A 12,156-nucleotide genomic window follows, 5' to 3' on the forward strand; every position below is an offset into this window, starting at 1 on the left:
GATCTTCAAAATTTCGATCCGCTTAACAAAACCGGCGGAGCAGAGCGTAGCATACCGGCTCTAATTTGTTTTGGATCAAATTTTATTGTGATATTCGTCACTTAGCGCCTCTGACATAGCGCATTTTAAAGCGGAGGCGTAGAATTTCGGGCGTTAATCCAGATCGCTAACAGATTTATTCCCAGGAGAACGCAATGACCAATACCATGAATAAATGCAGCGCCAGTGAAACCGCTGCCTGCTGTTGCGTGGATGTCGGCACCGTGATGGATAACAGTGACTGCACCGCCAGCTGGTCAGAGTGGTTTGCGCAGCGCAGCGAGGCGGAAGCTAAACTGGCGAGCCTGACGGAAAAAGCGCGGCAGATTGAGTCGGACCCCTGCCAGATCGATGCCCGCTTCGACGCGCGCGACAACGGCGTGCAGCTGGATATCGATTTCACCTTCGCCTGCCAGGCTGAAACCCTGATTTTTCAGCTGGGCCTGCGCTAACTCTCTGAACGCCGTTGCTCAACGGCGTTTTCTATTTTCGTGTTTTCCCTCGCACTTTTTTTCTTTCCTGATTGGCGGCGCGCCCGCTTGTCGTTAACACTGTGGATCAGGTCAGACCTCTCAGGGCAATGACGCCCGGTCAACATTCACAGGTGAAACAGATGAGCAAAGCGCAGCCGTTGCTGACGCGTGCGGGCGATCGCATCGCCATTACTCACGGACTTCGCACGCCGTTCCTGCGTCAGGCGACAGGCTTTCATGGCATCCCCGCCGTGGAGCTTGGCCGGATGGTCGTAAGCGAACTGATGGCGCGCAGCGAACTGCCGATCGAGGCGATAGAGCAGCTGGTGTTTGGACAGGTGATCCAGATGCCGGAAGCGCCCAATATCGCGCGAGAAGTGGTGCTCAGCAGCGGGCTGGGCGTGCATACCGATGCCTACAGCGTCAGCCGCGCCTGCGCCACCAGCTTCCAGGCGGTCGCCAGCGTCGCGGAAAGCCTGATGGCGGGCACCATCAAAGCGGGCATCGCGGGCGGCGCGGACTCCTCATCGGTGCTGCCCATCGGCGTCAGCAAAACCCTGGCGCGCGCGCTGCTCGATCTCAGCAAGGCGCGCAGCCTGGGGCAGAAGATGCAGATAGTGCGTCGCCTGCGGCCGCGCGATCTGCTGCCGGTGCCGCCTGCGGTCGCCGAGTACTCTACCGGCCTGCGTATGGGCGATACCGCCGAACAGATGGCGAAAACGCATCACATCACACGCGCGGCGCAGGATGCGCTGGCGCTGCGATCGCACCAGCGCGCCGCCAGCGCCTGGCAGTCGGGCGTGCTGCGACAGGAGGTGATGCCCGCCTTCGCGCCGCCGTGGAAAGCGCCCATCGAGCAGGATAACAACGTGCGCATGGCGGCGAAAATCGAAGACTATGCGCGGCTGCGGCCGGCGTTCGACCGCCAGCACGGCAGCGTCACGGCGGCCAACAGCACGCCGCTTACTGACGGCGCGGCGGCGGTGGTGCTGATGAGCGAAGGGCGCGCGCGCGAACTGGGCGTTGCGCCGCTGGGCTATCTGCGCAGCTACGCCTTTACCGCCATCGACGTGCAGCAGGACATGCTGCTCGGCCCGGCTTACGCTTCCCCGCTGGCGCTGGAGCGCGCCGGCGTTGGGCTGGCCGATCTGACGCTAATTGATATGCACGAGGCGTTCGCCGCCCAGACGCTCTGCAACCTGCAGTGCTTTAACGACGAACGCTTCGCGCGGGAAAAACTCAACCGTTCTCACGCGCTGGGCGAGGTCGATGAGGCGCGTTTCAACGTGCTCGGCGGCTCAATCGCCTACGGCCATCCTTTCGCCGCCACCGGCGCGCGTATGATTACCCAGACACTGCATGAGCTGCGGCGTCGCGGCGGCGGGCTGGCGCTGGTCACCGCCTGCGCGGCGGGCGGCTTAGGCGCGGCGATGGTTCTGGAGGCGGAATAATGGAACAGAGCGCTTTCTCTTTACAGATGCGACCGGATCACGTTGGCGTCATCGTAATCGACGTGCCGGGTGAAAAGATGAATACGCTGCGCGCCGCCTTTGCGCAGCAGCTGGCGGCGGTGATTGACGAGGCGCGGCGCGATACGCAGCTGGCTGGCCTGGTGCTGATCTCCGGCAAGCCTGACAATTTTATCGCCGGCGCCGATATCGGCATGATCGCCGACTGCGGCAGCGCGCAGGAGGCGGAGTCGCTGGCGCGGCAAGGCCAGCAGGCGATGGCGGCGATCGCGGCGCTGCCCTTTCCGGTGGTGGCGGCGATCCACGGCGCCTGCCTGGGCGGCGGGCTGGAGCTGGCGCTCGCCTGCGACGCGCGCATCTGCTCGCTGGATGACAAAACCCGGCTTGGCCTGCCCGAGGTGCAGCTGGGGCTGCTGCCGGGATCGGGCGGCACCCAGCGTCTGCCGCGCCTTATCGGGCTGCGCCAGGCGCTGCCGCTGATACTTACCGGCAAAACCCTGCGGGCGAAGCAGGCGCGCAGGCTGGGGCTGGTGGATGACGCGGTGCCGCAGGCGATCCTGCTGGAAACCGCGGCGGCGCGCGCGCTGAAGGGCAAGCATGCCGCACGGACGCTGCCGCTGCGCGATCGCGTAATCGAGGGGCCGCTGGCGCGCCATGCCTTTTTCGCCCTGGCGCAGCGGGAAACCGCGCGTAAAACCCACGGCAACTATCCGGCGGCGCAGCGCATTATCGACGCGGTGCGCACCGGCATTGAACAGGGCAGCGAGGCGGGGTATCTGGCGGAGGCGCGCGCCTTCGGCGAGCTGGCGATGACGCCGCAATCCGCCGCGCTGCGCAGCCTGTTTTTCGCCAGCACGGCGATGAAAAAAGAGCGCGGTGCCGAGGCTGAGCCGCGCGCGCTGCATCAGGTCGGCGTGCTGGGCGGCGGGCTGATGGGCGGGGGGATCGCCAGCGTTACGGCGATTAACGCCGGGCTGCCGGTGCGCATCAAGGATATCCATCTGCAGGGGGTCAACCATGCGCTGAAAGCGAGCTGGGAAGGGCTGAGCAAAAAGGTCAGACGACGCCATATCAGCGCGGCGCAGCGTCAGCAGCAGATGGCGCGCATAACCGGCGGCACCGATTATCAGGGCTTCGCCGGGCGCGACCTGGTGATTGAGGCGGTGTTTGAAGAGCTGTCGCTGAAACAGCAGATGGTGCGCGAGGTTGAAGCCCACTGCGCGCCGCACACCATTTTCGCCTCGAATACCTCATCGCTGCCGATCGCGGATATCGCCGCGCAGGCGCAGCGGCCGGAAAACGTTATCGGCCTGCACTACTTTAGTCCGGTGGAAAAGATGCCGCTGGTGGAGGTGATCCCGCACGCCGGCACCTCGCAGCAGACGCTGACCACCACCGTGGCGCTGGCGAAAAAGCAGGGCAAAACGCCCATCGTTGTGGCGGACCGCGCCGGCTTCTATGTAAATCGCATTCTTACGCCCTATATAAATGAAGCGATGCGCTGCCTGCTGGAGGGCGAGCCGGTTGAGCATATCGATCGCGCGCTGGTGAGGGCGGGCTTTCCCGTTGGTCCGATACAGCTGCTGGACGAGGTGGGCATCGACGTCGGCAGCAAGATCGCGCCGGTGCTGCAGCAGGCCTGGGGCGAACGCTTCGCCGCACCCGCCGCCTTTGACGCGGTGCTGAAGGACGATCGCAAAGGGCGTAAAAACGGCAAAGGCTTCTATCTCTACGGCGGCGGTCGGCGCGGCGGCAAAAAGCCCGATCCCGCAATCTATCCGCTGCTCGGCGTGCAGCCGGCGGCCAGGCAAAGCGAAGCGCAGATCGCCGAGCGCTGCATAATGATGATGCTGAACGAGGCGGCGCGCTGCCTTGACGAAGGGGTGATCCGCAGCCCGCGCGACGGCGACATCGGGGCAGTATTCGGCATCGGCTTTCCCCCTTTTCTCGGCGGGCCGTTCCGTTATATGGATCGGCGCGGCGCGGCGGATATCGCGCAAACATTACGCGAATTAATGCGCCAGCATGGCGAGCGCTTTGCCCCATGCGAAGCGCTACTGGCGGCGGAACAGCAGGAGAGGAAATTTTACATTTCCTGACCGAATGGAATATCCGCACCGATTCAGCGGGTTAGAAATGCGCCGCCAGGGCAGGCGGCGCGGCACGATTCTGAGAAGCGCTTATTTAATAAACAACCGGTTGACTATACTCAAGTCATTGGGGTACAACACAGCGTTCATTCGCAGAGTGAAGAGTCAGGCGCCTCCGCGCCGGGCGATATCGACAAACAACAGCGGTGCTTTATGCAAGTTTTTATCATGCGTCACGGCGATGCTGCTCTTGAAGCCGCCAGTGATTCGGTCCGACCTCTCACCCATTGCGGCTGTGATGAATCACGCCAGATGGCGAGCTGGCTCAACAGCCAGACGGTGGATGTAGAACGTGTGCTGGTCAGTCCCTATCTTCGTGCCCAGCAGACGCTGGCGACGGTACGCGAAGCGTTAAAACTGCCGGAAGGGCAGGAGGTTTTACCCGAGCTGACGCCAGGCGGCGATCCCGGCCTTGTGGCCTGCTACCTGCAGGCGCTGGGAAATCAGGGGGTAAAATCGGCCATTGTGATTTCACATCTGCCGCTGGTGGGCTATCTGGTTTCAGAGCTCTGCCCGCAGGAAGCGCCACCGATGTTCGCCACCTCCGCCATCGCCTGCATCGATTTCGATCCCGTCAGCTGCGAAGGCAAGCTGCTGTGGCAGGTCAGCCCCTCTAAACTGGCGAAAGCCATATAACGCCCGCGGGCCGCGCAGACGGCCCACCCCTCTTAAGGCAGCTCGGGCGGTTGCCACTCCTCTACCTCAATCAATACCAGCAGCGCCGCGTCGCCGCCGAACATTTTTGGCGCCTGATGAAACGCCATTACGTAAGGATGCTGCGCCAGCCAGAGCGGCGTCTGCTGCTTGAGAATATGCTTGCCGTGGCCGGTCATCACGCTGGCGCAGAACAGGTGCTCGCGACGACAGGCGGCGATCAGCGCGCCCAGCTCCTGTTTAGCCTGCTGCTGCGTCAAGCCGTGCAGGTCGAGGAAAATCTCCGGCGTATAGTCGCCGCGGCGCAGCTTTTTCAGCTCGTAGTGGCTGACGTCGGCGCGCACGTAGCGCATAGCGCCTTCGGTCGCCAGCAGCGGCTGAAATTCGTCGGAAAAATAGTGGCTGTTGTCCACCTGTTCGGAAATCAACCGCTTCAGCGGCAGCTCGCGGCTTTTTACCACGGGCTTATGCACCACGGTATCCTGCTTTATTTTGCGCGTGCCGCTCATTAGCTGGCGAAACAACGCCTTGTCGTCGTCATTAAGAGATGTTTTTTTACTCATTTCAGGCGAATCTTGTCTGATAAGGCTGGAAAACAGCGAATGGCGTTACCTTACCGCCCGATCCGCTAATTGTCAGCTTTTTCACCTTGCTGCGCTGAATTCTCTCCGGCTTCATGGCACACTATCGGCCGATTTAGCAATTGGGCCTGCGGAGGGCTACGTGGACAAAATTTTCGTCGATGAGGCAGTCAACGAACTGCACACCATTCAGGATATGTTGCGCTGGGCGGTCAGCCGTTTTTCCGCCGCCGGGATCTGGTACGGTCACGGCACCGACAATCCGTGGGACGAAGCGGTACAACTGGTCCTGCCCACGCTCTGGCTGCCGCTGGATATTCCGGAAGATATGCGCAGCGCGCGCCTGACCGCCAGCGAGCGTCACCGCATCGTTGAGCGGGTGATCCGCCGCGTTAACGAGCGCATTCCGGTTGCCTACCTTACCAACAAAGCCTGGTTCTGCGGCCACGAATTCTACGTTGACGAACGCGTGCTGGTGCCGCGCTCGCCGATCGGCGAACTGATTGAAAACCGCTTCGCCGGCCTGGTCGCCGAGGCGCCGCGCCATATCCTCGATATGTGTACCGGCAGCGGCTGTATCGCTATCGCCTGCGCCTACGCCTTCCCGGAAGCGGAGGTGGACGCGGTGGATATCTCTTATGATGCGCTGGCGGTCGCCGAGCAGAATATCGAAGAGCACGGTTTAATCCATCAGGTGACGCCGATCCGCGCCGATCTGTTCCGCGAGCTGGCGCCGGTGAAATATGATCTGATCGTAACCAATCCGCCCTATGTGGACGCGGAAGATATGGACGATCTGCCGAACGAATATCGCCACGAGCCGGAGCTTGGCCTGGCGGCGGGCAGCGACGGCCTGAAGCTGGTGCGCCGCATCCTCGCCTGCGCGCCGAATTACCTGAGCGAAAACGGCGTCCTGATCTGCGAAGTCGGCAACAGCATGGTGCATATGATCGAGCAGTATCCCGACGTGCCCTTTACCTGGCTGGAGTTCGACAACGGCGGCGACGGCGTCTTTATGCTGACGCGCCAGCAGATCGTCGACGCACAACATCACTTCTCTATTTATAAAGACTGAGCGAACGCTTCGTAACAAGGAATCCCCATGGCCGGAAACAGCATCGGACAATTCTTTCGCGTAACCACTTTTGGCGAGTCGCACGGCCTCGCGCTGGGCTGTATCGTCGACGGCGTGCCGCCGGGCATCCCGCTGACCGAAGCGGATATCCAGCACGATCTCGACCGCCGCCGTCCCGGCACCTCGCGCTATACCACCCAGCGACGCGAGCCGGATCAGGTGAAAATTTTGTCTGGCGTTTTCGAAGGGGTCACTACCGGCACCTCGATCGGCCTGCTGATTGAAAATACCGACCAGCGTTCGCAGGACTACGGCGCGATTAAAGATCTCTTCCGTCCCGGCCACGCCGACTACACCTATGAGCAGAAGTACGGCCTGCGCGACTATCGCGGCGGCGGCCGCTCGTCGGCGCGGGAAACCGCCATGCGCGTTGCGGCGGGCGCGATTGCCAAAAAATATCTGCAGATGAAGCATGGCGTCGTGGTGCGCGGCTATCTGGCGCAGATCGGCGACGTGGCGTGCGAGCTGAAAGACTGGAGCATCGTTGAAGAGAACCCGTTTTTTTGCCCGGACGCCAGCAAGCTGGAGGCGCTGGATGAACTGATGCGCGCCCTGAAAAAAGAGGGCGACTCTATCGGCGCCAAAGTTACGGTGATGGCGGAAAATGTCCCGCCGGGCCTTGGTGAGCCGGTGTTTGATCGCCTCGACGCCGACCTGGCGCACGCGCTGATGAGCATCAACGCGGTAAAAGGGGTAGAGATTGGCGACGGCTTTGCGGTGGTGAACCAGCGCGGCAGCCAGCATCGCGACGAGATCCGCGCCAGCGGGTTCCAGAGCAACCATGCTGGCGGCATCCTCGGCGGCATCAGCAGCGGCCAGACCATCAGCGCCAACCTGGCGATGAAGCCGACCTCCAGCATTACCGTACCGGGGCAGACCATCACCCGCAGCGGCGAAGAGGTGGAGATGATCACCAAAGGACGACACGATCCCTGCGTGGGCATTCGCGCCGTGCCGATCGCCGAAGCGATGATGGCGATCGTGCTGATGGATCATCTGCTGCGCCAGCGCGCGCAGAACGCAGATGTTAACAGCACCGTGCCGCGCTGGTGACGCCATGAAATCTCTGCTTATTCTTGCCTCGGCGCTGCTGTTCAGCGCCTCCGCCCTGGCCGCGACGCCGTGGCAGCGCATTCAGCAGCCGATCCCGGGCAGCGCGCAGTCTATCGGCTCCTTCGCTAACGGCTGCATCGTCGGCGCGCAGGCGCTGCCGCTTAACGCGCCGGAATATCAGGTGATGCGCCAGGATCAGCGGCGCTACTTCGGCCATCCCGATCTGATCCAGTTTATTCAGCGTCTCAGCACGCAGGTGCATAACCTGCAGCTGGGCAACGTGCTGATTGGTGATATGGGCATGGCGGCGGGCGGGCGCTTCAGCAGCGGCCACGCCAGCCATCAGACCGGCCTCGACGTCGATATCTGGCTGCAGCTGCCGAAAACCCGCTGGAGCGCACAGCAGCTGCTGAAGCCGCAGCCGCTCGATCTGGTGACCGCAGATGACAAGAGCGTGGTGGCGCGCCACTGGCGACCGGAGATCGACAGCCTGATCAAACTGGCGGCGAAAGATAACGATGTCACGCGCATCTTCGTCAATCCGGCGATTAAAAAGCAGCTTTGCGCCGACGCTGGCGCCGACCGCGACTGGCTGCGCAAGGTGCGCCCATGGTTCGCACATCGCGCGCATATGCATGTGCGGCTGCGCTGTCCCGCCAACAGCATCGGCTGTGAAGATCAGCCTGCGCCGCCGCCGGGCGACGGGTGCGGCGCCGAGCTGGAGAGCTGGTTCCTGCCGAAGAAACCGGGCAGCGGAGCGCCGGTGAAGCGCGAGCCGCCGCCGCTGCCGCAGGCGTGCCAGGCGCTGCTGGATAAACATCTTTTATAAGGGAGCTACATGGAGTGGTTTGTCGTCAGCCCGATAGAGGTCGGGGTGCTGTTTCTGGTCGCGATGCTGGCGGCTTTTATCGACTCCATCGCCGGCGGCGGCGGGCTGCTCACCGTGCCCGCGCTGCTGGCGGCCGGTTTCTCCCCTGCGCAGGCGCTGGCCACCAATAAGCTGCAGTCGGTGGGCGGCTCTTTCTCCGCCAGCCTCTACTTTATCCGCCGCGGCGCGGTGAATTTGCGCGAGCAGCGGCTCAATATCGCCATGACGTTTGTTGGCGCAGTGCTGGGGACTATCCTGATCCAGCATATGAACGCCGATGCGCTGCGCCAGGTGCTGCCGCTGCTGCTGATCGCCATCGGCCTGTGGTTTCTGCTGATGCCGCGACTTGGCGAAGAGGATCGTGCGCGCCGCCTTTACGGTTTGCCCTATGCGCTGGTGGGCGGCGGCTGCGTCGGCTTTTACGACGGCTTCTTCGGCCCTGGTGCCGGCTCGTTCTACGCGCTCGCCTTTGTCACGCTTTGCGGCTTCAACCTCGCCAAAGCCACCGCGCATGCCAAAATTCTGAATTTCACCTCCAATTTCGCCAGCCTGCTGTTCTTTATGTTCGGCGGCAAGGTGATCTGGGGAACCGGCTTTATTATGCTGCTGGGTGCCTTCTGCGGCGCGCGGCTCGGGGCGCGGCTGGTGCTGAGCCGCGGGCAGAAACTGATCCGCCCGATGGTGGTTATCGTTTCTGCGGTAATGAGCGCGAAGCTGCTGTGGGACGCTCACGGCAGCGCGCTGCTGGCGTGGATCGCCGCGCTGTAATACATTCATTCTCGGCGCCGCGATAATGACGCCGTTTTTACGATGACACCATGAACACGACGCACCATTACGAACAACTGATTACGATTTTCGATAGCTGCTTTCGCGACGAGTTTCAGACCCGTCTAATTAAAGGCGACGACGAACCCATCTACCTTCCGGCAGATGAGAGCTCGCCGTGGAACCGCGTGGTGTTCGCCCACGGCTTTTACGCCAGCGCGCTGCACGAGATCTCTCACTGGTGCATCGCCGGCGAGGCGCGGCGCAAGCTGGTGGATTTCGGCTACTGGTACTGTCCCGATGGACGCGACGCTCAGACGCAGAATCAGTTTGAGTCGGTGGAGATTAAGCCGCAGGCGCTGGAGTGGATGTTCTGCGTGGCGGCAGGCTTTCCGTTCAACGTCAGCTGTGACAATCTCGACGGAGAGTGTGAGCCGGATCGCGTCGCGTTTCAGCGTAAGGTCCATGCTCAGGTGATGTCTTATCTGGAGAACGGCATACCTGCGCGGCCCGCGCGTTTTATCGCCGCTCTGGCGGACTTTTATGGCACGCCTGCACTGACGTCAGCACATTTTCCCTGGCCAGACGATCTGTGATGAGTGCAGGCATTTTTAAAGAGGAATTGAGATGATCGCAGAATTTGAAGCGCGTATTCTGGCCCTGATCGACGATATGGTCGATCACGCCAGCGATGACGAGCTGTTCGCCAGCGGCTATCTGCGCGGTCACCTGACCCTCGCGGTTGCGGAAATCGAACAGTCGGGCGAGCACACGCCGGAAGCGTTGCAGATCCAGGTTGCCAACAGCCTGCAAAACGCCATTGCCGCCGGTGAGCTTTCGCCGCGCGACCAGGTGCTGGTGGTCGGCATGTGGGACAACCTGTTCCTGCAGGCGCGTCAGACCGCCTGATCCATCGGGGCGGCGCCTGCCGCCCCGGTGCTATTTCCCCGCTTTTTTTCCTTTCAGCAGCTTTCTCACCCAGTAGCGGTTCGGGCTGAGCGCGGCCAGCGTCGCGCTATCCAGCGGCTGCGGTTCGCCGCTCATCTGCGCCGCCAGCGCTTCGGCGGCGAGCGGGGCGCTGCAGAGTCCGCGCGAGCCGAGCGCCCCCAGCAGGAACAGACCCGCGTGATGCGGCGCCTCGGCGATAGCTTCGCCGCGTGCGCGTCGGGCGGGCAGATCCTGATAGCGCGCCAGCGTTGCGTCATAGTCAGGCACCGCGCCCGCCATCGGCAGATGGTCGCGCGTGGCGCAGCGCACGCCGACGCGCGCCTCGCCGGCGCTGACGTCCACTTTTTCCGCCCAGCCGCAGCCCGGCAGAGAGTGCAGCAGCCGCGCCCGGTTTTGCTGCTGGTCATCTTCGCGCCAGGCGGTCGAGGTATCGCCGCGATGGTAGCTGGCACCGATGCAGTGGGTGCCAAACTGCGGGCTGACCGGCGTCAGATAGCCGTCGTAGCAGAGCACGGTTTGCAGCGCATCGAGGCCGGGCGTGCTGGGCACGTGGCTCACCTGGCCGGAAACCGGGTAGGTCGGCAGCTGCGCGGTTTCCGGCAGGGCGCTGAGGGCGTGGCCGGTCGCCAGCGTCACGTTTTGATGCGTTGCGGTTTTGCCGTCGGCGAAGCGCAGCGTCCAGCCCGGGTCCGCCGGAGAGAGCTGCGTCAGACGATGCAGCCAGTGGATGCGCAGCCCCTGGGTTTCGCCGTGCGCCAGCAGGCTGGCGGTAAGCTCGGCGGGCGAGAGCCAGCCGCCGAGCGGATAGAAAATGCCGCCGACGTCGAGTTCGACCTGCGCCAGCGCCGCCGCTTCTTCCGGGCTGACGCCGCGCGCAATCTCTTCCGGCAGCGCCATCGTCAGCATCTGCGCGATTTTGTCGGCGCTTTTCTCATCCCAGCCGAGCTGCAGCACGCCGCTCCAGCTGTGCTCAAAGCTCACCGGCAGCGCGTCATAAAGCCGGCGGGCGAAGCTAAAGGCGGCGGGGAAGAAGCGCGCCAGCGCCGGGTCATGCTGATTCAGCAGCGGATAGAGCGCGCCCTGGCGATTGCCCGACGCGCCCAGCGCGGCCGCTTCGTCGGCGCAGTAGAGCGTGACGCGCCAGCCGCGGCGCAGCAGAGCGAGTGCCAGCACCGCGCTCGCCACGCCGCCGCCGACAATCGCCGTCTCTTTTTCCCGCGCGGCGGGGCGCGCAAACCAGGGCTGGGCGACGGGCAGATCCGGCGCCTGCGTCAGGACGCCGCACAGCATTTCGCGCTTGGGGCCAAACCCTTTGCGGCGGCTGACCTCAAAACCCGCCTCCTGCAGTCCGCGACGCACAAAACCGGCGGCGGTGAAGGTGGCGAAGGTCCCGCCGGGTCGGGCCAGCTTCGCCATGGCATTGAAGAGGCGCGGCGTCCACATATCGGGGTTCTTCGCCGGGGCAAAGCCGTCGAGGAACCAGGCGTCAACCTGGCGATGCAGGCTGTCATCAAACGTCTCTATCAGGGTATTAATATCGCCGAGCCAGAGATCGAGCGTCACGCGGCCGCCGTCAAACAGCAGGCGCTGGCAGCCGGGCAGGGCGACCGGCCACTGCTGCTGCAGCTGCTCGGCCCAGGGCTGAAGCGCCGGCCAACGCTGATGCGCCGCGACCAAATCCGCCTGCGTCAGGGGGAACTTTTCAACGCTGATAAAGTGCAGTCGCTGCAGCGCCGCGTCAGGATGTGCCAGCCGGAAGGCGTCGAACGCCTGCCATAGCGTGAGAAAATTAAGCCCGGTGCCGAACCCGCTCTCTGCGGCGATAAAGAGATCGCGCGGATGGTGCGCAAAGCGGCCAGGCAGATCGTTGCCGCCGAGAAACACGTAGCGCGTCTCTTCCAGACCGTTGTCATTGGAAAAATAGACGTCGTCAAAGGCTCGGGAAACAGGTGTACCCTGTTCATTCCAGCTTAGCTGGGCATGTTCAACCGGGGATAATTTCACGGTAAAGGCTCATC

Annotated in this window: 12 protein-coding genes; 10 read left to right on the forward strand and 2 right to left on the reverse strand. The window is 63.1% G+C overall.

The annotated features are described in order from the left end of the window. Window positions 1-194 precede the first annotated feature (194 nt). From LB453_RS08415 to sixA, 4 genes are all read left to right on the forward strand, one after another. Entirely contained in the window at window positions 195-491 is a 297-nt protein-coding gene (locus LB453_RS08415; protein ID WP_103794192.1) for a YfcZ/YiiS family protein, read from the forward strand. Window positions 492-652: 161 nt separating this feature from the next. Next, the gene (fadI, locus tag LB453_RS08420) at window positions 653-1,963 is read left to right on the forward strand and encodes an acetyl-CoA C-acyltransferase FadI (protein ID WP_103794191.1); all 1,311 of its coding nucleotides are present in this window, start codon (window positions 653-655) and stop codon (window positions 1,961-1,963) included. Next, window positions 1,963-4,080 (forward strand): fatty acid oxidation complex subunit alpha FadJ, encoded by a 2,118-nt coding sequence (gene fadJ / locus LB453_RS08425; RefSeq protein WP_103794190.1) that lies wholly within the window; start codon window positions 1,963-1,965, stop codon window positions 4,078-4,080. Before fadI ends, fadJ begins: the two co-directional genes overlap by 1 nt. Before the next feature lie 204 nt (window positions 4,081-4,284). Then, window positions 4,285-4,767, forward strand: a complete 483-nt coding sequence (gene sixA / locus LB453_RS08430) for a phosphohistidine phosphatase SixA (protein WP_103794189.1) — start codon at window positions 4,285-4,287, stop codon at window positions 4,765-4,767. Window positions 4,768-4,799: 32 nt separating this feature from the next. On the opposite strand, the gene smrB is transcribed toward sixA, so the two are convergent. Then, window positions 4,800-5,348, reverse strand: coding sequence for an endonuclease SmrB (gene smrB, locus LB453_RS08435; RefSeq protein WP_103794188.1), 549 nt, complete (start codon window positions 5,346-5,348; stop codon window positions 4,800-4,802). 160 nt (window positions 5,349-5,508) lie between these two features. On the opposite strand from smrB, the gene prmB reads away from it, so the two are divergent. Genes prmB through LB453_RS08465 form a run of 6 tightly spaced genes read left to right on the forward strand, consistent with a single transcriptional unit; the run spans window position 5,509 to window position 10,099 of the window. Beyond that, window positions 5,509-6,441 carry a 50S ribosomal protein L3 N(5)-glutamine methyltransferase gene (prmB, locus tag LB453_RS08440; RefSeq protein ID WP_103794187.1) on the forward strand — a complete coding sequence of 311 codons (933 nt, stop codon included), beginning with the start codon at window positions 5,509-5,511 and terminating at the stop codon, window positions 6,439-6,441. Between the two features lie 27 nt (window positions 6,442-6,468). Then, window positions 6,469-7,554 carry a chorismate synthase gene (gene aroC / locus LB453_RS08445; protein WP_103794186.1) on the forward strand — a complete coding sequence of 362 codons (1,086 nt, stop codon included), beginning with the start codon at window positions 6,469-6,471 and terminating at the stop codon, window positions 7,552-7,554. 4 nt (window positions 7,555-7,558) lie between these two features. Further along, a complete protein-coding gene (mepA, locus tag LB453_RS08450) occupies window positions 7,559-8,383 on the forward strand; it encodes a penicillin-insensitive murein endopeptidase (protein WP_103794185.1) in 825 nt (274 codons plus the stop codon). Window positions 8,384-8,392: 9 nt separating this feature from the next. Further along, on the forward strand, window positions 8,393-9,190 hold the full coding sequence (locus tag LB453_RS08455) for a sulfite exporter TauE/SafE family protein (RefSeq protein WP_103794184.1): 798 nt from the start codon (window positions 8,393-8,395) through the stop codon (window positions 9,188-9,190). Window positions 9,191-9,240: 50 nt separating this feature from the next. Continuing rightward, window positions 9,241-9,786 carry an elongation factor P hydroxylase gene (locus tag LB453_RS08460; RefSeq protein ID WP_103794183.1) on the forward strand — a complete coding sequence of 182 codons (546 nt, stop codon included), beginning with the start codon at window positions 9,241-9,243 and terminating at the stop codon, window positions 9,784-9,786. Window positions 9,787-9,817: 31 nt separating this feature from the next. After that, complete coding sequence (locus LB453_RS08465) at window positions 9,818-10,099, forward strand: YfcL family protein (RefSeq protein ID WP_033750596.1); 282 nt, start codon at window positions 9,818-9,820, stop codon at window positions 10,097-10,099. Window positions 10,100-10,129: 30 nt separating this feature from the next. On the opposite strand, the gene mnmC is transcribed toward LB453_RS08465, so the two are convergent. Then, window positions 10,130-12,142, reverse strand: coding sequence for a bifunctional tRNA (5-methylaminomethyl-2-thiouridine)(34)-methyltransferase MnmD/FAD-dependent 5-carboxymethylaminomethyl-2-thiouridine(34) oxidoreductase MnmC (mnmC, locus tag LB453_RS08470; RefSeq protein WP_103794182.1), 2,013 nt, complete (start codon window positions 12,140-12,142; stop codon window positions 10,130-10,132). Window positions 12,143-12,156 lie beyond the last annotated feature (14 nt).

Origin of the sequence: Pantoea agglomerans (assembly GCF_020149765.1) — a bacterium.
Taxonomy (GTDB): Bacteria; Pseudomonadota; Gammaproteobacteria; order Enterobacterales; family Enterobacteriaceae; genus Pantoea; species Pantoea alvi.

What these genes read in the sequence shown, in the direction of transcription:
- LB453_RS08415 (WP_103794192.1), top strand. Translation starts at nt 195, where the DNA reads ATGACCAATACCATGAATAAATGCAGCGCCAGTGAAACCGCTGCCTGC.
- fadI (WP_103794191.1), top strand. Translation starts at nt 653, where the DNA reads ATGAGCAAAGCGCAGCCGTTGCTGACGCGTGCGGGCGATCGCATCGCC.
- fadJ (WP_103794190.1), top strand. Translation starts at nt 1,963, where the DNA reads ATGGAACAGAGCGCTTTCTCTTTACAGATGCGACCGGATCACGTTGGC.
- sixA (WP_103794189.1), top strand. Translation starts at nt 4,285, where the DNA reads ATGCAAGTTTTTATCATGCGTCACGGCGATGCTGCTCTTGAAGCCGCC.
- smrB (WP_103794188.1), bottom strand. Translation starts at nt 5,348, where the DNA reads ATGAGTAAAAAAACATCTCTTAATGACGACGACAAGGCGTTGTTTCGC.
- aroC (WP_103794186.1), top strand. Translation starts at nt 6,469, where the DNA reads ATGGCCGGAAACAGCATCGGACAATTCTTTCGCGTAACCACTTTTGGC.
- mepA (WP_103794185.1), top strand. Translation starts at nt 7,559, where the DNA reads ATGAAATCTCTGCTTATTCTTGCCTCGGCGCTGCTGTTCAGCGCCTCC.
- LB453_RS08455 (WP_103794184.1), top strand. Translation starts at nt 8,393, where the DNA reads ATGGAGTGGTTTGTCGTCAGCCCGATAGAGGTCGGGGTGCTGTTTCTG.
- LB453_RS08460 (WP_103794183.1), top strand. Translation starts at nt 9,241, where the DNA reads ATGAACACGACGCACCATTACGAACAACTGATTACGATTTTCGATAGC.
- LB453_RS08465 (WP_033750596.1), top strand. Translation starts at nt 9,818, where the DNA reads ATGATCGCAGAATTTGAAGCGCGTATTCTGGCCCTGATCGACGATATG.